The 21,131-nt window shown below is 44.5% G+C and carries 20 protein-coding genes; 16 read left to right on the top strand and 4 right to left on the bottom strand.

Features of this window, described 5'->3' with window-relative positions:
• Positions 1 to 168: 168 nt before the first annotated feature.
• From metG to KE627_RS02005, 12 genes are all read left to right on the top strand, one after another.
• The gene (metG, locus tag KE627_RS02060; protein ID WP_013728383.1) at positions 169 to 2,196 is read left to right on the top strand and encodes a methionine--tRNA ligase; all 2,028 of its coding nucleotides are present in this window, start codon (positions 169 to 171) and stop codon (positions 2,194 to 2,196) included.
• Positions 2,197 to 2,303: 107 nt separating this feature from the next.
• Positions 2,304 to 3,080: a TatD family hydrolase gene (locus KE627_RS02055; RefSeq protein ID WP_013728382.1), complete on the top strand. Its 777-nt coding sequence runs from the start codon at positions 2,304 to 2,306 to the stop codon at positions 3,078 to 3,080.
• A complete protein-coding gene (gene rnmV / locus KE627_RS02050; RefSeq protein ID WP_013728381.1) occupies positions 3,077 to 3,643 on the top strand; it encodes a ribonuclease M5 in 567 nt (188 codons plus the stop codon). Before KE627_RS02055 ends, rnmV begins: the two co-directional genes overlap by 4 nt.
• Complete coding sequence (rsmA, locus tag KE627_RS02045; protein ID WP_014940256.1) at positions 3,636 to 4,526, top strand: 16S rRNA (adenine(1518)-N(6)/adenine(1519)-N(6))-dimethyltransferase RsmA; 891 nt, start codon at positions 3,636 to 3,638, stop codon at positions 4,524 to 4,526. The genes rnmV and rsmA overlap by 8 nt, the downstream gene beginning before the upstream one ends.
• A gap of 97 nt (positions 4,527 to 4,623) precedes the next feature.
• Positions 4,624 to 4,872: a Veg family protein gene (locus KE627_RS02040; protein WP_013728379.1), complete on the top strand. Its 249-nt coding sequence runs from the start codon at positions 4,624 to 4,626 to the stop codon at positions 4,870 to 4,872.
• A gap of 149 nt (positions 4,873 to 5,021) precedes the next feature.
• Positions 5,022 to 5,894, top strand: coding sequence for a 4-(cytidine 5'-diphospho)-2-C-methyl-D-erythritol kinase (gene ispE / locus KE627_RS02035; protein ID WP_056938774.1), 873 nt, complete (start codon positions 5,022 to 5,024; stop codon positions 5,892 to 5,894).
• Between the two features lie 144 nt (positions 5,895 to 6,038).
• Positions 6,039 to 6,722, top strand: a complete 684-nt coding sequence (locus KE627_RS02030; protein ID WP_013728377.1) for a metal ABC transporter ATP-binding protein — start codon at positions 6,039 to 6,041, stop codon at positions 6,720 to 6,722.
• Positions 6,715 to 7,518, top strand: a complete 804-nt coding sequence (locus KE627_RS02025) for a metal ABC transporter permease (protein WP_056938775.1) — start codon at positions 6,715 to 6,717, stop codon at positions 7,516 to 7,518. Before KE627_RS02030 ends, KE627_RS02025 begins: the two co-directional genes overlap by 8 nt.
• Positions 7,519 to 7,613: 95 nt before the next feature.
• Positions 7,614 to 8,432 carry a pur operon repressor gene (gene purR, locus KE627_RS02020; RefSeq protein ID WP_013728375.1) on the top strand — a complete coding sequence of 273 codons (819 nt, stop codon included), beginning with the start codon at positions 7,614 to 7,616 and terminating at the stop codon, positions 8,430 to 8,432.
• Between the two features lie 20 nt (positions 8,433 to 8,452).
• Positions 8,453 to 9,829 carry a bifunctional UDP-N-acetylglucosamine diphosphorylase/glucosamine-1-phosphate N-acetyltransferase GlmU gene (glmU, locus tag KE627_RS02015; RefSeq protein ID WP_013728374.1) on the top strand — a complete coding sequence of 459 codons (1,377 nt, stop codon included), beginning with the start codon at positions 8,453 to 8,455 and terminating at the stop codon, positions 9,827 to 9,829.
• Between the two features lie 76 nt (positions 9,830 to 9,905).
• A complete protein-coding gene (locus tag KE627_RS02010) occupies positions 9,906 to 10,886 on the top strand; it encodes a ribose-phosphate diphosphokinase (protein WP_013728373.1) in 981 nt (326 codons plus the stop codon).
• On the top strand, positions 10,886 to 11,257 hold the full coding sequence (locus KE627_RS02005; protein WP_013728372.1) for a DUF3899 domain-containing protein: 372 nt from the start codon (positions 10,886 to 10,888) through the stop codon (positions 11,255 to 11,257). Before KE627_RS02010 ends, KE627_RS02005 begins: the two co-directional genes overlap by 1 nt.
• 128 nt (positions 11,258 to 11,385) lie before the next feature.
• Here the strand turns inward: KE627_RS02005 and yidA are convergent, their stop codons facing one another.
• Genes yidA through KE627_RS01990 form a run of 3 tightly spaced genes read right to left on the bottom strand, consistent with a single transcriptional unit; the run spans position 11,386 to position 14,387 of the window.
• Positions 11,386 to 12,195: a sugar-phosphatase gene (gene yidA / locus KE627_RS02000; RefSeq protein ID WP_013728371.1), complete on the bottom strand. Its 810-nt coding sequence runs from the start codon at positions 12,193 to 12,195 to the stop codon at positions 11,386 to 11,388.
• A 17-nt stretch (positions 12,196 to 12,212) separates the two neighbouring features.
• A complete protein-coding gene (locus tag KE627_RS01995) occupies positions 12,213 to 13,547 on the bottom strand; it encodes an HD domain-containing protein (protein WP_013728370.1) in 1,335 nt (444 codons plus the stop codon).
• Between the two features lie 12 nt (positions 13,548 to 13,559).
• The gene (locus KE627_RS01990) at positions 13,560 to 14,387 is read right to left on the bottom strand and encodes a lipoate--protein ligase family protein (RefSeq protein WP_013728369.1); all 828 of its coding nucleotides are present in this window, start codon (positions 14,385 to 14,387) and stop codon (positions 13,560 to 13,562) included.
• A gap of 165 nt (positions 14,388 to 14,552) precedes the next feature.
• Here KE627_RS01990 and KE627_RS01985 point away from each other — a divergent pair, with 165 nt between their 5' ends.
• The 4 genes from KE627_RS01985 to KE627_RS01970 all read left to right on the top strand — a co-directional run bounded on the left by KE627_RS01985 (position 14,553) and on the right by KE627_RS01970 (position 18,188).
• The gene (locus tag KE627_RS01985) at positions 14,553 to 14,987 is read left to right on the top strand and encodes a YwiB family protein (RefSeq protein ID WP_013728368.1); all 435 of its coding nucleotides are present in this window, start codon (positions 14,553 to 14,555) and stop codon (positions 14,985 to 14,987) included.
• 55 nt (positions 14,988 to 15,042) lie between these two features.
• Positions 15,043 to 15,660 (top strand): DNA-directed RNA polymerase subunit delta, encoded by a 618-nt coding sequence (gene rpoE, locus KE627_RS01980; RefSeq protein ID WP_013728367.1) that lies wholly within the window; start codon positions 15,043 to 15,045, stop codon positions 15,658 to 15,660.
• 162 nt (positions 15,661 to 15,822) lie between these two features.
• Positions 15,823 to 17,439 (top strand): CTP synthase, encoded by a 1,617-nt coding sequence (gene pyrG, locus KE627_RS01975; RefSeq protein ID WP_013728366.1) that lies wholly within the window; start codon positions 15,823 to 15,825, stop codon positions 17,437 to 17,439.
• A gap of 197 nt (positions 17,440 to 17,636) precedes the next feature.
• The gene (locus KE627_RS01970) at positions 17,637 to 18,188 is read left to right on the top strand and encodes a TetR/AcrR family transcriptional regulator (protein WP_014940247.1); all 552 of its coding nucleotides are present in this window, start codon (positions 17,637 to 17,639) and stop codon (positions 18,186 to 18,188) included.
• A gap of 130 nt (positions 18,189 to 18,318) precedes the next feature.
• Here KE627_RS01970 and KE627_RS01965 read toward each other — a convergent pair whose 3' ends face one another.
• Positions 18,319 to 20,961 (bottom strand): efflux RND transporter permease subunit, encoded by a 2,643-nt coding sequence (locus KE627_RS01965; protein ID WP_056938776.1) that lies wholly within the window; start codon positions 20,959 to 20,961, stop codon positions 18,319 to 18,321.
• Positions 20,962 to 21,131: the final 170 nt, after the last annotated feature.

Raw genomic sequence — 21,131 nt, 5'->3', positions numbered from 1 at the left:
AGCACGTTATCACTAGGTAAAAGCAAATCACCACCGATTCAAAGCGATATTGAACTTCGACTACGACCATCTCACCCAAATCCAATTCTCATCGCCATTCCAAAAAATATTTGCTATACTGGATTGTAATATCCTAAAGAATAATTAAGCATGAAAAGAGGTACTTTCATGGCAGAAAGTAAGCCAACATTTTATATCACAACACCAATTTATTATCCATCCGGGAAGTTACATATCGGCAATTCCTACACAACAATTGCCTGTGATGCCGAAGCACGTTTCAAGCGGGCAATGGGCTATGACGTCTTCTTCCTGACAGGGACGGATGAACACGGATTAAAGATTGAACAAAAAGCAGAACAGTTGGGGATGTCGCCTAAGGACTATGTTGATCAGATGGCTGCATCAATCAAACAACTTTGGAAAAAGCTGGAAATTTCCAACACCAAATTCATTCGAACAACCGATGATTACCATGAAAAAGCGGTCGCCGATATCTTCCAGAAACTACTGGACAATGGCGACATTTATTTGGGTGAATATACCGGCTGGTATTCGGTATCGGACGAAGAGTACTTTACTGAGAGTCAACTCGCCGAGGTTTACCGCGATAAAAACGGCAAGGTAACCGGTGGTAAAGCACCCAGCGGCCACGAAGTTCAATTGGTTCACGAGCAGTCATACTTCTTCAAAATGAGTAAGTATGCTGATTGGCTGCTGCGATATTACAAAGACAATCCTAACTTCATCCAGCCGGCAACCCGGATGAATGAAATGATCAAAAACTTCATCGAACCCGGTTTGGAAGACTTAGCGGTTTCGCGGACGACCTTTACTTGGGGTGTCCCGGTCAAGTCGGATCCAAAGCACGTGGTTTACGTTTGGATCGATGCTTTGACCAACTATATTACTGCTCTTGGCTATGACGGCAAAGATGACAGCAACTTTAAGAAATATTGGCCAGCCAATGTGCAAATGGTCGGTAAGGAAATTGTCCGGTTCCATACGATTTATTGGCCCATCATTTTACACGCCTTGGGACTGCCGCTTCCTAAAACGGTTTATGGGCATGGCTGGCTGCTGATGAAGGACGGTAAAATGTCCAAGTCTAAGGGAAATGTCATTTACCCGGAAACTTTAGTTGACCGTTATGGTTTGGATGCATTGCGGTATTACTTGCTCCGCGCAATGCCTTACGCCAATGATGGTCTGTTTACGCCAGAGGACTTCATTGACCGGTTGAACTTTGATTTGGCGAATGATCTCGGCAACTTGTTGAACCGAACAGTTTCTATGATCAACAAGTATGACGGCGGCATCTTACCTGCATACAAGGCCGGCGTTAACGAAGCTGACAAAGAATTGGAAGAGACTGCCGCCACCGTGATTGCCAATTACAAGCAATTAATGAATGATTTGCACTTCTCCGATGCCTTGGCGGAAACTTGGAAACTCGTTTCCCAAACCAACAAGTACATCGACCAGACCGAACCATGGAATCTGGCTAAAAATCCTGATGACAAAGATAAGCTTGACGCTGTCATGGCTCATCTCGCAGCCGGTCTTCGGGTCATCGCTGAATTAATCAGTCCGGTTATGACTCACGCCCCTAAAGAAATCTTTGCTCAATTAGGGATTACAGAAGACATTGACCTCGAAGATTTGAAGTTTGAAGACGTTCCTGCCGGTGTGAAAGCCGTTGCCAAGGGGACCCCAATCTTCCCAAGAGTCGAAGTTGACGATGAGGTGGATTACATCAAACAGCAAATGACCAAGACAGATAAGGCTAAGGGGCGTGCAGCCATGAAAGAAGCTGCCGAAGCTGATTTTAATCCTGAAGAAACCAATTTGAATTTAACCAAAAAAGAAGTTCGTTTTGAAGCCTTTGAAAAGATTGAACTCAAAGTAGCCGAAATCAAAGACGTTAACAAGGTTGAAGGCGCCGACAAGCTGCTTCAATTCCGCTTGGATGCCGGTGATGACGGCGATCGACAAATTTTGTCGGGAATTGCTGAATGGTATCCGGATTATAAGCAGTTAATTGGTAAAAAAGTGATTATCGTGTCGAACCTGAAACCAAGAAAGATGCGCGGTCAAGTCAGCCAAGGAATGTTACTGTCCGTGGAACATAAAGATGGCAACGTTGAGTTGGTAACCGTCGGATCTCACTTGGAAAATGGTGTCACACTGGAATAAATTGCCGATTTGTGGCAAAGTTAACATCGTGAAAGACTAGGGATTGGCAACAAGACGCGAGTTTTGTCACAATCCCTATTTCTATCTAAATAGTTTGGGAGCAAATAATGAAAATTTTTGATTCACATACCCATTTGAATGACGAACACCTTTATCCTGAAGCGGCTAAATATTTCAAGCACGCACAGAACTTGGGGGTCGTTAAGTTGGCCAACGTTGGTTCTAATCAACAGCTGAACGATCGATCATTGGAATTGGCAGCCCAATACCCTGACATGTATTCAATCATCGGTTGGCACCCGGAAGATTCTATCCATTATCATGAACAACAAGAACAGCTGTTGATTGAACAGCTCCAGAGCAAAAAGGTGGTTGCAGTTGGTGAAATTGGCTTGGACTACCATCAAACAACTTCTCCCAGAGACGTGCAAAAGCGGGTCTTTAAACGCCAAATTGATATTGCCAAACAACTGCATCTACCGATTTCGGTTCATAATCGGGATGCCTTTGAGGATACCTATGCCATTTTGAAGGAAATGGATGTCTCCGATATCCGCGGGGTGATGCACAGCTTTAATGGCGATCCGGAATGGCTCAAGAAGTTTCTTGACTTGGGGATGCTGGTCTCATACAGTGGCGTTGCCAGTTTTAAGAAAACCCATGAAGTCCATGACGCCGTCCGTCAAACACCGTTTGACAGTATGCTGGTTGAGACCGATGCGCCGTACCTATCACCCGAACCATTGCGGGGCAAGCAAAACGAGCCGGCTTATTCGCTTTACACGGTAGAGGCACTGGCAAGAATTTGTGATGTCAACCCGGATGTCATTGCGGCGCATACCTATGAAAATACGCTGCGTTTATTTGGAATCGAGGAATCATGAAAAAAATTAAAGAAGTCATTGTTGTCGAAGGCAAAGACGATACCAAACGCGTTCAAAGAGCAGTCGATGCCGACACCATTGAAACCCGCGGCTCGGCGATCCCGGAAGAGACCTTGGACCTGATCAAAAAGGTGGCCCAAACTCGGGGGATTATTGTGTTCACGGATCCTGATTTTTCTGGTGAAAAAATTCGGAAAACCATTTCTGCGGAAGTTCCCAACGCTAAGCATGCCTTTATCACCAAGAAGCAGGGAGTTCCGAATCGATCCGATGGGTCGTTAGGTGTCGAGCACGCCAGCGTTGAATCGATCCGCGAAGCCTTGAGTCAGGTTTATACTGAGGATGAATCAGCTGGTGAACTCATTTCAAAGGCTGAATTAATGAAGTACGGCCTCATGGGGAATCCCAGTGCTAAAAAACGGCGGGAGCGCCTCGGCGAAATTTTGCGAATCGGCTATGTTAACGGTAAACAGCTGCAGCATCGCCTTAGAATGTTTGGCATCAAACACGATGAATTTTTAGCCGCTGTTGAACAGATTAATCAGGAGGAAGCTCATGACTGAATATCCACAGATTGCCAGTCCCACACGAACTCAGGCAATCCTGAATCGTTACCACTTATCCGCCAAGAAAAGCTTGGGGCAGAATTTTTTAGTCGATCTCGGTGTGTTGGACAATATTGTTGCTGCCGCAAAGATTACCAAAGCCGACAACGTGATTGAAATTGGTCCCGGAATCGGTGGGTTGACGGAACAGTTGGCCAAGGCCGCCAATAAAGTCGTGGCCTTTGAAATTGACGCCAACCTACTGCCGGTTTTGGATGAAACTTTGGCGCCATACGATAATATCGAGATTATTAATCAGGATATTCTCAAGGCCAATTTGCCCAAAATCATTGATGACGTCTTTGACACTGAAAAGCCACTCAAGGTAGTGGCAAATTTGCCTTATTACATCACGACGCCAATTGTCATGGACTTGATTACCGGCGAAACCCAGTTTGATGCGATTGTTGTCATGATGCAAAAAGAGGTTGCTGAGCGGCTTAACGCTGAACCGTCAACAAAGCCCTATGGGTCGTTGTCTGTCATTGTTCAGGAATTAAATCAGGTCGAGATTTCATTCGTTGTTCCCAAAACCGCTTTTATTCCACAGCCCAAAGTTGATTCGGCCATTGTTAAATTGACACCGCGGGTTAAAAGGGCCGTTGAACCCTTTGATCAAAAGGCTTTTATCAGTTTCGTCCGTGGCTGTTTTATGCATCAGCGAAAAACCCTGTGGAATAATTTACAGGGGATATTTGGCAAAACACCGGAAGTGAAGGCCAACATTAAAGAAGTTTTAGCCAGTGTCAATATCGACGCGGGCGTTCGGCCCGAAAATTTGACTGTTGATCAGTTTGTGACCTTGGCGAATGCCTTTCACACTTTGAAAAATTTAATCTAAATCTTAGTGTTTTATTATTGCCAGATAGTGTGATTTGTGGTAAAAATTGCATTTCTATTACTTTTATGGTATAATTAAATATCGTGAGGTGAGTAGAATGCCAGTGACTTTATCTGTTATCAAGCATAAGATGGACGATCATATCGGCCAGCACGTCCTAGTAACTTCTCAAATTGGGCGAAGAAAGACAACCAAGCGCCGGGGAATTTTGAGGGAAACGTTTCCGGCTGTTTTTGTTGTCGAATTGGATCCGGGCAACGCGAATTTTGAACGGGTTTCGTACAGCTATACGGATATTTTGACCAAAAATATTGAGGTCGATTTTGATGCATCCCAAGCAGTTTAACTGCAGGGAGTCAAAGTCAGCGTGGGGCCATTGAGGCCTTTTTATTTTGGCCATTTTTTGCTCCGACTGCCTTTTATCAGCCAATAACTGACATTTTATTAATAATTTAGTATAATTTTGTTATTAATAAATGAAGGGGGTCGATCCAAGTGAAGCGAATAGTCAGAGCACCAGCAAAATTGAACCTGGGCTTGGATGCCCCCTTTGTCCATCCGGATGGCTCAATTGAATGGCGGATGGTCATGACCTCAATTGGGTTAAGTGATCATATCCAAATTGAAACCAAGAGCAGTCACTCGGCGATTCGGATTTTTTCGGATAGCAGTTTTCTGCCCAATGACCGGCGAAATTTGGCCTACCAGGCGGCCCGGTTATTCTTTGACAAGGTTGGCTTTAAGGTTGGCCTGGAGATTTCCATTGAGAAGAATATTCCGGTCGCTGCCGGACTGGGCGGGGGATCATCCGATGCTGCCGCCGTTTTACGTGCACTCAACGAAATGTTTGAGACCGGGCTGTCATTTGAAGAATTAGCCCAAATCGGCGTTCAGGTTGATTCTGACGTGCCTTATTGTGTCTACAGTCGCACAGCCTTGGTCAGCGGCCGGGGAGAAATTGTGACCCCGCTTCCCAAACTGCCTAAAATGTGGTTTGTCCTGGCCAAACCCCACGTGAGTGTGTCAACACCCAAAATTCTCAAACAGCTTGCGACAACGTCTGTCAGTCATCCGCCAATTGACGAATTATTAGCAGGCATTGAAAATCAGGATTATGACCGCATTGTGGCAAACATTGGCAACTCATTGGAAGAGATTACAACTGCTGGTCATCCCCAAATTAAAACGCTCAAATCGCGGTTGATTGAATATGGTGCCGACGGCTCCCAAATGAGCGGCAGCGGACCGACCGTTTTTGGCATCTGCCGAACTGAATCCCGCGCTCGCCGCGTTTACAATAGTATTTCCGGCTTCTGTAATGAAGCCTACATTTCCCAACCGGAATGCGATTCACATCCGGTCATTTAAAGAAATCAGAACGGGCTGCCGACAAAGCTTAAGTTTTGTTCAAGCAGTCCTTTTAATTTGCCAACAGCGATTGACAAAAATTCAATTTAATCTAAACTAAAATAGTAATAATTACTTTTTACAAAGTTGTGGAGGGATTTCCATTTGAGTGAAACATTAATTTCGGTTGAAGATTTATCATTAAGTTTCCCCAATCACCAAGTGCTTTCTGACTTAACCTTTGCGGTTCATCGGGGTGAGTTTCTTGGCGTGATTGGTGAAAATGGGGTGGGCAAGACCACCTTGGTCAGGGTTATCTTGAATCAGTTGAAGCCTTCAGCAGGCCGGATCAAGCTAAAAGCCGGTTTAAAAATTGGCTACGTGCCACAATTTCGTAACGTTGATGTCGAGTATCCATTGTCCATTGAAGACTTTATCTCGCTTAATTTCACCGGTATTAAATTGCCCTGGCTGTCGCGAAAAGAAAAGCAAAAAATTCAAATCGTTATCAAGCAGGTTAATCTTGAGCACATTTCCAAACGGCCATTAGGATTGGCGTCCGGGGGAGAAAAGCAGAAAGCTTATCTGGCACAGGCACTGATTAATGATCCCGACCTGTTGATTTTGGATGAATCTACGGCCAGCCTTGATCCCAACACTAAGCGGGAGTTACTTGATGTGGTTAAGCGGCTCAATCAAACTTTGGGACTGACGATTATCTTCGTCTCTCATGACATGCAGGTCATTCATGAATATCCGGATCATTTCCTGTGGCTGACTAAGAACGGATACACTGCTGGGCCAATCAGTGAGCTGCATAATGATTCTAAGGAGGGCGAATATGTTTAGTTTTGAATTTATGCGTAACGCGTACCTGGCCGGCACTTTAATCGCGATTGTCAGCGGGATTATGGGTGTCTTCGTTGTTGCCCGCAACATGCCCTTTATGACCCATACGCTGTCGGAGATTGGATTTGCCGGGGCAGCCTTTGGAATCTTCATTGGCTGGACACCATTAAACGGCATGCTAGCGTTTACCACAGTCAGTTCGATTTTGGTTGGCGAACTCAGCGGCGCGGTGGAATCCCGTCGAGAGTCGGTGATCAGTGCCATTTCGGGACTTTTCATTGGGCTGGGGATCTTGTTTTTATCGTTATCCAACAAAAATTCCAGTTACGCGACCAACATTTTATTTGGGAGTGTGATCGGCATCAGTCACCAAGAGGTTGTTCAAATGGCGGCCCTGTCTGTTATAGTACTGGTTGTGCTCTTTTTTATTTTTAGAAATCTTAAGGATGACTCTTTTGATGCGGTTGGTGCCAAAACCAACCACATTCACAGCTCTTTGATTTCAATTATTTTTCTGGTCTTATTGGCATTCAGCGTGAGTGTTGCCGCACAGATTGTCGGTTCGCTTTTGATCTTTGTTCTGTTGACATTACCGGCTGCCAGTTCGAAGTACTTTGCCCACACCGTAATCCAGATGATGCTTTTGGCAATTGGCTTTGCAATCTTTGGCGTTTGGTTTGGCCTTTATCTGGGTTACGTCACGAATTGGCCGGTCACGTTCTTTATTGCCAGCATCGAAGCGGCCATCTATGGATCGGCGTTGATTTATAATTCAATTGCCAACAAAAGCCGCTAAGTTTAAACTGTGATTATATTTTGCTATATCTTCCCCGAAAGACGAACATTTATGATAAAATCAAATAGATATTACATAAACTCGAGGTGGAATTTTTGAAAGTAAGAAGAAGTGATCGACTGATCGATATGACCCGTTATTTATTGGAGCGGCCACACACACTTGTGCCGTTGACCTTTTTTGCGGATCGTTACGATTCAGCCAAGTCCTCGATTAGTGAAGACTTAACAATTTTAAAACGAACATTTCAGAACCGGGGGACCGGTCTGCTTGAAACGATTCCTGGTGCCGCTGGTGGGACCAGGTTTTTGCCGTATATTCTTAAAGAAGAGGCCCAAGAGGTCGTCAACAAATTAATTGCGGAGATGTCTTCTGACACCCGTTATCTTCCGGGTGGGTATGTCTACATGTCCGACCTGCTGGGAAGTCCAGCGACTCTAAGAGAAATCGGTCGAATTTTTGCGACTCAGTACCTGAACCAAAATGTTGATGCCGTTATGACCATCGCCACTAAAGGGGTGCCAATCGCCCAGAGTGTTGCGGATTTTCTAAACGTGCCGTTTGTCATTGTCAGACACGATACTGAAATCACCGAAGGCTCAACCGTCAACGTCAACTATGTGTCCGGATCATCCACCCGAATTGAAAAGATGTCGCTATCCAAGCGAAGTCTGAAACCCGATTCAAACGTTTTAATCGTTGATGATTACATGCGTGGCGGCGGAACGGTCGGTGGCATGATTTCGATGGTCGAAGAGTTTGACGCCAATCTGATCGGTGTCGGCGTTGTGGCAGAAAGTACGGCACCAAACGGCCGGACGATCGGCGACTACACGTCATTGATGCGAGTTGACGCTGAGAATAACACGGTTGTTTCACAACCTGGAAACTATATCGAAAAAATATTTAATTAAGCATTGGGGAGAAATAGATAATGGCAACAAAAAACACAATCATATTGGCAGCCGGTAAGGGGACCCGGATGAAATCCAAACTTTACAAGGTCCTTCACCGCCTCTGCGGCAAAACGATGGTTGATCACGTTTTAACCGCCGTCGAAAAAGCTGATATGGATAACGTTGTAACGGTAGTTGGCTTTGGTGCCGACGCCGTCCGGGAAAACCTTGGTAAGCGAACGCAATATGTCGTTCAGGAAAAACAACTCGGGACCGGGCACGCCGTTTTGCAGGCGGAAAAACTATTAGGCAACTTGGATGGGATGACGATGGTCGTCAGTGGTGACACCCCGTTATTGACAACCAAGACTTTTGAAGATTTATTTACCTACCACCAAAACAAAAAAGCCAAAGCGACAATTTTGACGTCTCAAGCCCCTGATCCAACCGGGTATGGCCGGATTGTCCGCAATGATTTGGGGATTGTTGAAAAAATTGTCGAGCAAAAAGACGCTACTAGAGAAGAACAAGCAATTGATGAGATTAATACCGGTGTGTATGTTTTTGACAATCAGGCATTATTCGAGGCACTACATAAGCTCACCAATGACAATGCTCAGGGTGAATATTACCTCACCGATGTCATTGAAATTTTGAAGTCTGAGGGCGAAACCATCGCTGCCTACAAGATGGATGATTTTGACGAGTCAATGGGCGTTAATGACCGGATTGCCTTAGCCAGAGCTACCGAGATCATGCGGACACGGATTAACCGTCAACATATGATGGACGGCATTTCAATGATTGATCCGGAACACACGTATATTGATGCCGATGTCAAAATCGGTTCGGATACAATCATCGAACCCGGCGTCCAATTAAAGGGCCACACCGTCATTGGCAATGACTGCTACATTGGCGCCAACTCCGAAATTCGCGACTCAATCCTGCATGATCACGTCACGGTGACATCTTCACTAATTGAAGAATCTGAAATGATGGATCACTCAGACATCGGGCCAAACAGTCATTTACGTCCAGAAGCCAAAATCGGCAAGCACGTTCATTTGGGTAACTTTGTTGAAATCAAGAAGTCATCGATTGGCGAGGGAACCAAAGTCGGCCACTTAACCTACGTTGGTAATGCCAAACTTGGCAAGAATATCAATGTCGGCTGCGGGGTCATCTTCGCCAACTACGATGGTGCTCACAAACATGAAACAACCGTTGGTGACGACTCCTTCATCGGCAGCAACTCGAATTTGATTGCGCCGCTGGAAGTCGCTGACCATTCATTTATCGCTGCCGGATCCACCATTAATAAGACAGTTAATCAATACGACATGGCGATTGCCCGTGCCCGCCAGACAAATAAAGCCGGCTATTTCAAAAAATTGCCTTATCAGAAAGATTAACTCTGAATTTTAATTAAAACATTGTATAATTAAGTTATTGAGATGTGAGTTAACAAAAAACATATTGGAGGATCATATGGCTCAGCAATATTTTGATTCGAAACTAAAGATCTTTGCTTTGAATTCCAATCGGCCTTTGGCTGAGAAAATCGCGGAAACGGTTGGTGTTCCATTAGGCAAGACCTCGGTTGACCGATTTAGTGATGGTGAAATCCGCATCAATATTGACGAAAGTATCCGTGGCGACAATATTTTCATTATCCAGTCAACGTCCGCACCGGTGAATGACAATCTGATGGAATTGCTCATCATGGTGGATGCCTTGCGGCGAGCAAGTGCCGGCACGATTAACGTTGTCATTCCATACTATGGTTACGCTCGTCAAGATCGCAAAGCCCGTTCACGAGAACCAATTACCGCTAAATTAGTGGCAAACATGTTACAGACCGATGGTGTGGATCGGGTAGTTGCCCTTGATTTGCATGCTGCTCAGATTCAAGGTTTCTTCGATATTCCCGTTGATCATTTAATGGGTGCTCCATTACTAGCTGATCACTTTATTAAGCAAGGCTTTGGCAGTGATGATGTCGTAGTATCGCCTGACCATGGTGGTGTATCAAGAGCCAGAGCTCTGGCGGAATTCTTGAAGGCACCAATTGCCATTATTGACAAACGCCGTCCACGGGCCAACGTTGCCGAGATCATGAATATTATCGGGGATGTCAAAGGCAAGCGTTGTTTGATGATTGATGACATGATCGATACTGCCGGCACAATTACCTTAGGTGCTCAGGCATTAATGGATGCCGGTGCCAGCGAGGTTTACGCCTGCTGTACCCACCCGGTGCTTTCAGGCCCAGCCATTCAGCGGATTCAAGATTCTGCAATCAAACAACTGGTTGTGACTGATACGATTCAGTTACCCAAAGAAAAACAAATCGATAAGATTGAACAGGTCTCAGTTGGACCGTTAATTGGGGATGCAATTAAACGCATCAATGAAAACAAACCGGTTAGTCCGCTGTTCAACAATCGATTTCGTGGTGAAGAGAATTAATGGTCGATTTGGTTAAAAAATCGCCGGTTTGGTCTTCGATTATTGTTGTTGTGATCATCAATTTTTTGCTGATTCTTTTCCGAATGCCGGAAATGGTGCTTGGTAACCTTGATTTTTTGGTTGGATTGTTCCTGATTGTTTTGGGATCGGTCTTTATCGTCGGCTCGGGGCACCTATTTACCGGTTGGCGATTCCATATTCGCAAGAAAAGCGACTTGGAAGCTGAAAATGATCCCAAGCATCCCAAGGCAAAGGATGTCGGTTCAATTAAAAATCAGCCAATCAAAGTTAATAAATACGCCCGCTATTGCCTGGGCGTGGGTGGCTTTTTGATTGTGTTAGGGGTCATCCTCACCAGTTTGCCCCAATAAGCGGTGAACAATTTGATGCTGAGTTGTTGATTGTACTTGGCAAGGATAATAACAGATATTGATACAAATAAAGAGGCTATGGACAAAACCAACGTTTTGTTCATAGCCTCTATTCGTATACTCAGCCATTAATGGTTGATGTATTTGTTGATGGCAAATGCAACGCCATCTTCTGTATTTGGTTTGGTAATAAATTGGGCTGCATCTTTGACTTCATCAATTGCGTTTCCCATTGCAACTCCCAAGCCGGCAGCTTTTACCATGGTTAAATCATTCCCCTGATCGCCAATCGCCATCAGGTTATCTTTGGTTAAATGTAGCTGATCAGCTAATTCACCTAAGGTTTTTCCTTTGCTAGCCTGCTTATTCATCATTTCAATGAAGAACGGTTCCGTTTGAACCACGTACATCTCATCACGCAGCTTGGCGGGAATGAGGTCATTGGCTTTAGTGATATTTTCCGGGTAGTCCACAAACATTGCCTTTGACATCACCAGGTCACGCGGAATTTCTTCTGGTGATCTGAATTTGATGGGCAGGCGAACCAGGAAGCTTTCGGCGATTCCATAGGGGTTGGTGTCGCGGTTGGTGGTATAGATGCTGTCGGTTGTCTCAATTTGATAATTGACGTTCAATTTGCGGCTGAGCATCTCGGTCTCCAAGAAGTTATCATAGCTGATCGTGTGATTGACCATGACTTGACCGTCAAGCGATTGTGCCATTGCGCCGTTAAAGGTAATCGCAAATTCACTGGCACCCTTGATGGCTAGCTTATCTAAATAGGGCTGTACTCCGCTGAGCGGTCGGCCGGTACACAAGACGATTTTAACGCCGTTATTGCGGGCTTCAGTGATCGCGTCAATCGTTGGTTGCGCCAGTTCGTTTTTTTCGTTCAAAAGGGTGCCGTCAATATCGATGGCAATGAGTTTGATATCCATGGGAGAATCTCCTTTAGCTATTTAATTAATTTGTCGTTTCGAATATGGCGATTAAATTCATCGTATTCTGGCTGGAACAAATCGACGTTTTCATCCGGCTTCAAAATCTCTCTGGGGAAGAAGAAGCGGTTATCGCCGGTCTGTCGATCAGAAATTGCCCGAACCAATGGGCTAACGGATGACAAGGATACCAAGGTACCGTCATCCTGCATTAAATGAATTTGTTTTTTGTCCGCCTGATAGGCATCATAAGGCAAGTCAAAACTGTTGTCGGTCGCCGTGTAGTAGTCCGGGTTAAATCCAGATTGTTCGATAATCTCTCTGAGTCTTGGCAACAAGTCGGCGGTCGACTTGTCAAATTTGACTGACTTGAGTGGCTTTCGGTCGATAAAACGGCTGGCCAGGTTGCTTAAAATATCATCCGGGTACCGTTTCCAATGGATGAAGTAGGTGTTTAACACCCCGTCATCCAATTGGAGATAGTCGTCCAGGTTAAAATCACCCTTGAAAAACGGCAGTAATAGGTAGGGGGTCTGTGGATCGTGATGAACCTCCCCGCTAAAGATAACTTTTGCCCGTTGCAACAACCGGTTCAAAACCACTTCCATTGCCCGGGAAACCGGATGGAAATACACCTGTTGGTACATTTGAAAGCGACTGACAATGTAATCTTCAACGGCGTGCATCCCGCTCATTTCAAAGCAAATTCCATCTTTGTACGGCCGCATCACTTCCAGAATTCTGGAAAGGTCAAACGTGCCATATTTAACGCCGGTGTTATAAGCGTCTCGAAGCAGGTAATCCATCCGATCGGCATCCAATTGGCTGGAGATCATTTCGACGACTTGTTTGTTGGGATAGGTCTTGTTAATCACACTGGCGACTTTTTCGGGGAAGTCAGGAGAGACCCTTCGTAAAACCTGGTTAATTTCCGTTGTGGGCGATGTTATGATGGCTTGGGTAATCTGTTCATGATTGGTGCCAAAGATGTGCTCAAAGGTGTGTGAATAGGCACCATGGCCAACGTCGTGCAACAGGGCAGCACAGAGGGCGACTAATTTTTCTGAATCATCCCAGAGACCATCGCCAGGTTGTTGTGACATAAAGTTCTTTTGAAAAGATTCAATGATTCTTCGAGCAATTTCATAAACTCCCACCGAATGCGAAAAACGGGAATGCTCCGCACCATGGAAAATCAGTGACGTGGTTCCCAATTGATGTACCCGACGTAAGCGCTGGAATTCGGTGGTGTTAATCAAGTCTAAGATGACTTGATATTTGACGTAAACGTAATTATGAACCGGATCTCGAAAGACCTTTTCTCTTTTTAACTGTTGATGTGCGTAATCCAAAAAATTGCCTCCTTAGACAATTGGTAATTGGTCATTTCTCAGCTGAATTTTGCGTAACTGTTTGGCCCGCTCTTGAGTGAAAGCCGGTGAAAGCATAAAATCAGGACCGCTGGTTACGTCAACTTCGATATTTTGCTGGTTAACGCTCGCTAAAAATTTATGTTCGACGTCCTCGAGCGTGATATTTGGGAAGCCGAGATCTTGAACCGTGGTCATCGTGGCCTTGTCGACTTTTGGAAAGGTCCAACGAGACTGCGAATAAGCATCGGCAGTTTCATAAAATTCAGCAACCGTTTGGCTTCTGGCATCTTGATCGCCATTAACACTCAGATAAAGCATCAAAACCAGCGCATTGGTTGTCCGTCGTTGCGCGATGCCGGCAATCTTTTGCCCGTTGACCGACAAATCGTATTTCCCGGGACAATAGGAGTTTGTGACTTCAAAACTCTTGATGTCCAGTTGTGGAAACGACATACTGATCAACCCTTTAATGAGTTCATATGCCTGATCGATTGTGTAGACGGTATCCGGTTGGGGAATGAACAGGGAAATATTGAGGATTCCCGGATCACTGACGACAGCTAGGCCACCGGAATTGCGCAGAAAATAATCATAGTGGTTGGCCAGCAGACTTTTGAGCCCGTCGGCCAGCTTCGGCAGGTGGCGGTCATTGATCCCCAAGATCAAAGTTGCTTCGGAAGTCGTCCAAAAATGGATGAACGGCTTCAACGTTTGGTCACAGATTTCCAATAAGGCATTGGTGTCTGCAAAGGCATCCAGCTTGGTGCTTTTAGAATAAATTTGATTGATGACGGTAATCGGAACGTTTGTAAAAGACATATGCCAACTCTCCGTTTCATAAAATAAACAATCTTCTTAATTATAACAGACACTACCAAATAAATAGGTAAAGTTGCCGGAAATCGTCAGGGTAACATGAGTGCAAAATGTTGCCGTGGGATATATAATAAATTAGTTAGAACGAGATTTAAAAGAAGGTGTATTATGGACAATTTAACAACTGGCGTTCCAGTTCAAATTCATTTGGAAACCAACATTTTACAGGAAGGCCAGAAATCAAACTTTGTTTTTGATGTCACCGGCCAATTAGTTCGTGTAGGCAGCAGCCTGTATATTCGGTATGAAGAGGAAACTGAGGATGGCGGGGTTCCGGTCACCATTAAAATTTCAGATAACGGTAATGTCAAACTGACCCGCTCAGGTGAGAATCGACTGCAATTATTGTTTAGCGACGGCAAACGGATTGCTGCCCGCTATCGAACCCCATATGGCTTGATGGATATTCAAACCGTTACTTCTGCTTTGGACATGGAAATTTTAGATGCACCGCTTCGGGGCAACATCGGAATTGATTATTTGCTGTATGCCGGCGATGCATTATTAGGGAAATACAATATTCGATTGCAATTTACAATTTAATCGAGTATAGTAATTTTTAGACTGTTGTTAGACTGTTGAAAGGACGTGTACCAGTTTGGAGTTAGAAGTCTTTAAAGGCCAAAACAAAAATGAACTATCGATGATTGAGGTCGCACACGCAATCTTGGCACAACGTGGAGACACAATGCCATTTGCCGATTTAGCCAATGCGGTGCAGGCTTATTTAGGTGATAGTAACAAAGAAATTCGTGATCGTTTATCACAATTTTATACCGATTTGAACATTGATGGCAGCTTTATCTCACTTGGTGACAATCTTTGGGGCTTACGAACATGGTACCCTTATGAATCAATTGATGAAGCAACTGTCCATACAGAAGAAGACGAGGATCGTCCCAAGCGAAAGAAGCGTCGTAAGGTGAATGCCTTTCTTGCCGACGCTTCAGATGATGACGACGTGATCGATTACGATGACGATGATCCTGAAGATCAGGACGACGATGACTTTGATGACGATACCGACGATGACGACGATTCAGATGATGAATCAGAAGATCTTGGCAAGTACAACAAGGACTTGCAGGATATTGACGATGACTCAGACGATGAGGACTTGCCAGATGGTATCGAAGGTCAACTTAACGAATTGAATGATGATGACGATTCATTGGATGATGACGATGATGATTTCAATTCAAAAGACGACCATTAATTCTTGACTAATATTTAAAAAGTATGTATTATGTTTTTTGGGCTCCTTGAGTTTCAAGGACATCTGAACGATGATTGAATTGTTCCCTATTCACTTTTTTTGGATAGGGATTTTTTTATTTTTGAATTCCCCGGCTAACTATCAAGAGGAGAGGATTATATAATGACCAAATATATTTTTGTTACTGGTGGCGTTGTTTCTTCCTTAGGAAAAGGAATTGTTGCGGCATCACTAGGCCGATTGTTGAAAAATCGCGGGTTGAATGTGACTATCCAAAAGTTTGATCCCTATATCAACGTTGACCCAGGCACGATGAATCCCTACCAACACGGAGAGGTTTTCGTAACCAACGATGGCACGGAAACCGACCTGGATCTTGGCCATTATGAACGGTTTATTGACAACAACCTCAATAAATACTCCAACGTGACGACTGGTAAGATTTATGATGAAGTCCTAAGAAAAGAGCGTCATGGTGATTATCTTGGAGCAACCGTTCAGGTTATTCCTCACATTACCGGGATGATTAAAGAAAAGATTATGCGGGCTGCCAAGGTTTCGGATGCTGAAATTGTCATCACCGAAATTGGTGGGACGGTTGGTGATATTGAATCACTGCCATTCCTGGAAGCAATTCGCCAAATGAAGACTGAAGTTGGCGACGAAAACGTGTTCTACGTTCATACAACTTTGATTCCTTATCTGAGAGCGGCTGGTGAAATGAAGACCAAGCCGACACAACACAGTGTCAAGGAACTTCGTGGTTTGGGCATTCAACCTAATCTGTTGGTTGTTCGTTCCGAAAAGCCAATTACCGACTCAATGCGCAAAAAGATTTCACTGTTCTGTGATGTTAAGCCGCAGGCGGTGGTTGAATCACTTGATGTGCCAACCTTGTACACGATTCCGTTGAACCTGCAAAAGCAGGGGATGGATCAACAGATCCTCGATCACTTTGGCATTGATAAGCCAGCTGCTGACATGACTGAATGGAAGCAGCTTGAGCATCACGTTCAACATCTCAAACGGACGATTCATATCACCCTGGTTGGGAAGTATGTTGGCCTCCAAGATGCTTACATTTCTGTTGCCGAAGCACTGAAACATGCCGGCTACGTTGTCGACGCCGACATTGATTTGGAGATGCTTGATTCTGAAAAGATTACGCCGGATAACGTTGCCGACTTGCTGTCAGATGCCGATGGGGTGATTGTTCCCGGCGGGTTTGGCGATCGCGGAATTGAAGGCATGATTACGGCCATCAAATATGTGCGTGAACAAGACATTCCATATCTGGGTGTTTGCCTGGGGATGCAGATGGCCTGTGTTGAATTCGCCCGTGACGTTCTGTCCTACCCAGATGCCAACTCGACTGAAATGAATCCGCGGACCAAACACAATGTGATTGATCTGATGGCTGACCAGGAAGATGTTCACGATATGGGCGGCACTCAACGTTTAGGCGCTTATCCATGTAAATTAAAGCCGGGAACGGTTGCTGCCAAGGCTTACGATAATGCCGACGTCATCTCAGAACGTCACCGTCACCGTTACGAATTTAATAACGCCTACCGGGACGCAATGGAGAAAAATGGCATGGTCATTTCTGGGACTTCACCTGACAATCACTTGGTTGAAGTGGTGGAAATTCCAAAGAACCGGTTCTTTGTTGGTTCACAGTACCATCCAGAGTTTATTTCCCGTCCCAACCGTCCAGAAGGGCTCTTCAAGGACTTCGTTGCTGCGGCAAATGATCTGTATCTTGAAAAAAATAACTAAACCGTCTGTAACTGACGATGCACTTTTAGGGTGAATCTGATTGACGGTTAACAATTCAAGTGAAGCTCTGATCCCATGGTGGGTCGGGGCTTTTTTGTTGGCAGCAAATTTGTGAAAGTTGTCATTGGTTTCTTTAAGAATAGTTGGTTATGATGTATGCTTAATTTTATAATCTAAATTTTGAAAGGACTTTGATTATGGCCGACACCCAATCTCAACAGCGCACCAAGCGAGATATTTTGCAGGCAATGATGACGCTTCTTAGAAAAAAGAAATTTGATGATATTACGATCGGAGAAATCTGTGATGAAGCGATGATCCACCGCAGCACGTTCTACCGATATTTCCAAGATAAGGTTGATCTGGCAAATACAATTATCTATAACCTGTCTGAAGAATTGCTGGGGACCGACTTCAGGGAAACCGTTGTTTTAACCCAAGTTACCCATTTTATTTCCGACAACATTGATTTAATTCGTCACCTGATTCCCGAAAGCCAAAGTAAGTTCTATGATGAATTTCGGAACATTTTGGAGAACTTGTTTAACGAGCGGGCCAACAATCCAGCCTATCAAAATGATCCTGTCGTAACGTTAATTAAGCAATCGTCTTCACAACCGCTGATGATCAGTTTTTTAGCGAATACAATAATGGGCTTTTTAGAAGAGCAGCTTCTCAAGGCGAATATTGATTGGCCGCAGTTGGAGTCGTTTCTCATTTCGATCATCAATAAACTAAATGCCCAGTAATTAAGGCGGCTGATTGATGGCGCAAAGATGCCAAGAAACAGCGCAAAACACAAAAATGGCTTCCACAAATGAATCAATTTCATTTATGGAAGCCATTTTTTAGTTAGAAAAGGGTATTTCAATCGGTCAATTAATCCTTACTTTCAGTTGCCTGTTCGGATGAGGATTGAGTGGCTGCCGGCTTTCTTTTTCGCAGCAGATAAATGACTGCCGGCAAAATCGTCAATGCACAGATGAGTGAATAACCTGTGTCCAGCACAGTAATCAGCCCAAATGACTTCAGAACTGGGAAGCTGGAGAACATGATGGCCGAAAATCCGCCCATGACCGTGAAGCCGGAAACTGTAATTGCCTGACCGACAGACGCGGTTGCTGAAACAATCGCGTCCCGGGTACTAATTCCCCGTTGTAATTCCTCGCGGTAGCGTTCCAGAATTAAGATGGTAAATTCGGTTCCAATTCCAAGAACCAGCGAACTGAGGGCAATTGTGACCGGGTTATAGGAAATTCCCAACAGTTTTAAGGTTAATGGAGAAAGTCCTAATACAAGTAAAATTGGAATGACTGGGTACAGTGCGAGTCGCCAGTCCCGATAAATAAGGAATAGGACAATGAAAATGATCGAAAGACCGGCAATAATAATCAGATCATGATTAGCGGACATATTATTAATCCCCAATAGCATCATGACTTGGGCTCCTGCAGGAGAAATTTTTAAGCCATGATGGGTTCCTTTAATGTCATGATTAATCCGATTCATCAACTTAAGTTGTTCTTTTGAGGACAGACCGTTTCTAATTTTGAATTGGATTGTTGCATCGTGATGGTTGCTGCTAATCAAAGTTTGTTTTAAAGACGTTGCCAAATTGTCAACACCCACAGTTAACTGCTTTTGAGAAGTGTTCAATGAGCCGTTCGTCTGTTGATAGGCGGTCGATAAGCTGGTGACATCGGTGACGTCATGGTACTTATGGTCCACTTTTTGACCAACTTGATCGATTGTCTTCAAATTGTCCTGATCCCTGATATCTCGACCATTGCCCTCTACCAAATAGGTAAGGTAGGTTGTCGACCCAATTTTGCTCTGAAGATATTTGGTATTCTTCAGGGCCGTCATATTTTGGGGAATCATTTTGGTGAAGTCAGTTTCAATATTGATGGATTTTTCAAATGAAAAACCTAGTCCAGCCAACACCACGCCAATTGTCAGCAGAATACCTGCATGATGGGTTACCCATTCAGCATAGTGACTTAGGAACAGTGATAAACGCGACGGCTGAGATAGCTTCTTGGGTGCCAACTTAGCTGTTGAAGCGTGTTTATCCAAGAGTGAGAGGCTTGAAAACATCAGTCCAAACTCAACGACGTAGCTGCAGGCAACACCAATGGCCAACGTGAGGCCAAATTGCTGCATCAATGGCGCCTTTGAGAGATACATCGTCAAAAAGCTGAAGACCATGACGATTAAAGACACGCCAACTGCCGGTCCCATGCTCGAAATGGCAACTGAAATGGCCTCCTGGGAATTTTGTCGTTTCCTGACTTCTTCTTCATATCGGTTTTGAAATTGAACACCAAAGTCAGTCCCCAAACCAATGATAATCGGCAACGTTGCCATGGTTGCCAAGGTCAACGGAATGTGAAGCCAACCCATCAAACCAAATGTCCATACGAGGCAGGCCAGGACAAATATGAGTGGCAACAAACGCTTTCGTACCGGGAATATCAATAGGAGGATGATCACCATTAAGACTACTGCGAATGCCAACATGGTTGCCATACTGGTAATGACTTTACTGCGGACCTGACCAAGAACTGCAGGTTGGCCGCCCAATCGGGTCTTAATGCTTGAGGAAAAGTTGGTTTGCTTAATTGCCTGATTAGCGTCGTGATTAATCTGAACCGCGGTGTTCATATCCGACGATTTCTTATTGGTGTTGATAATGATTAATAGATGCTTGCCGTCCTTAGGTAATAATTGCTTCATCGCACTTGGAACATGACCGTTATCGCTGAGAAAAATATCCCGCAGCAGTTTGGTTGACATGTCTTGAACTTTCGGCAGCATCGGGATGACCGTGTCAGCCAATTGTGATTGCTGCTGATGGTTAAGCAGCGACATGGTGTAGGACTGGACTGCAGCTTGCTGTTTGGTGGTCAATTGCTTTTGAAGCATTGCTTGCTGCTGTTGCTTGGAACCCTGCGCCTGGGCACCAGCTGCTGCCATCAGCTTCTTTTGGGCGGGCGTGAGTTGTTTCAGCAAATATGTTTGAACCTGATTTTGTTGCGTACTTGTTAACGAGTGTTGCATTTTCGACTGAATGTTTTGTTTTTGTTTGGAACTCAGTTCAGCCATCAGATCTTGTTGAAGCTTTTTGCTATTGAAGTTGAACTGGGCACTGGAGTTTCCAGTTCCGGCATGGGATAGCTGATCATTTAAACTACTGACGATGTCGGTCGTATTTCTGACGTTATCAACTTGGCTGACTTTACTGTCAAATTTGGCCACCTGCTGCATTGTCTTGTGGGATAACAATGTCGACTGGTTACCGTCGAGCAACAGATAAAGGGAGTCACCACCAAACTTTTTCTGATAGGTTTGGGAATCCTGATAGGTTTTTGAACTGGAACTAACGAAGACGTCGTTGCCCATTTTCATTTGAATCTTTGGCAATCCAAATGCAAAACCGATGGTCATGATCAAGATGACCGTGATCCAAAGTTTGTGGTGCCGATGAATATTTTCGCCAATTGTCGTAAATAGTCGTTTCATTTCTAACCGCTCCTTTTTTCTGTATGCCTGAATAGTCTAAGGACTTTCAGGGATAGTTAAAGAAGTAGATCTGACCATTTGTTGAGTGATGAAACAAACCGACTGAATTGTTGGATTTTAAAAGCGCTTTCGGGTTCGCTGGTTATCGATTACTGCAAACAGGTGCTCAT

The sequence above is a fragment of the Lentilactobacillus buchneri genome, assembly GCF_018314255.1.
Classification (GTDB): Bacteria; Bacillota; Bacilli; order Lactobacillales; family Lactobacillaceae; genus Lentilactobacillus; species Lentilactobacillus buchneri.
The sequence above is the reverse complement of the archived record's forward strand: the minus strand, read 5'-3'. Positions and strand labels throughout refer to the sequence as shown.

Coding starts and splice junctions, on each gene's coding strand:
- metG (WP_013728383.1), top strand. CDS start 169: ATGGCAGAAAGTAAGCCAACATTTTATATCACAACACCAATTTATTAT.
- KE627_RS02055 (WP_013728382.1), top strand. CDS start 2,304: ATGAAAATTTTTGATTCACATACCCATTTGAATGACGAACACCTTTAT.
- rnmV (WP_013728381.1), top strand. CDS start 3,077: ATGAAAAAAATTAAAGAAGTCATTGTTGTCGAAGGCAAAGACGATACC.
- rsmA (WP_014940256.1), top strand. CDS start 3,636: ATGACTGAATATCCACAGATTGCCAGTCCCACACGAACTCAGGCAATC.
- KE627_RS02040 (WP_013728379.1), top strand. CDS start 4,624: ATGCCAGTGACTTTATCTGTTATCAAGCATAAGATGGACGATCATATC.
- KE627_RS02025 (WP_056938775.1), top strand. CDS start 6,715: ATGTTTAGTTTTGAATTTATGCGTAACGCGTACCTGGCCGGCACTTTA.
- glmU (WP_013728374.1), top strand. CDS start 8,453: ATGGCAACAAAAAACACAATCATATTGGCAGCCGGTAAGGGGACCCGG.
- KE627_RS02010 (WP_013728373.1), top strand. CDS start 9,906: ATGGCTCAGCAATATTTTGATTCGAAACTAAAGATCTTTGCTTTGAAT.
- KE627_RS02005 (WP_013728372.1), top strand. CDS start 10,886: ATGGTCGATTTGGTTAAAAAATCGCCGGTTTGGTCTTCGATTATTGTT.
- yidA (WP_013728371.1), bottom strand. CDS start 12,195: ATGGATATCAAACTCATTGCCATCGATATTGACGGCACCCTTTTGAAC.
- KE627_RS01990 (WP_013728369.1), bottom strand. CDS start 14,387: ATGTCTTTTACAAACGTTCCGATTACCGTCATCAATCAAATTTATTCT.
- KE627_RS01985 (WP_013728368.1), top strand. CDS start 14,553: ATGGACAATTTAACAACTGGCGTTCCAGTTCAAATTCATTTGGAAACC.
- pyrG (WP_013728366.1), top strand. CDS start 15,823: ATGACCAAATATATTTTTGTTACTGGTGGCGTTGTTTCTTCCTTAGGA.
- KE627_RS01970 (WP_014940247.1), top strand. CDS start 17,637: ATGGCCGACACCCAATCTCAACAGCGCACCAAGCGAGATATTTTGCAG.
- KE627_RS01965 (WP_056938776.1), bottom strand. CDS start 20,961: ATGAAACGACTATTTACGACAATTGGCGAAAATATTCATCGGCACCAC.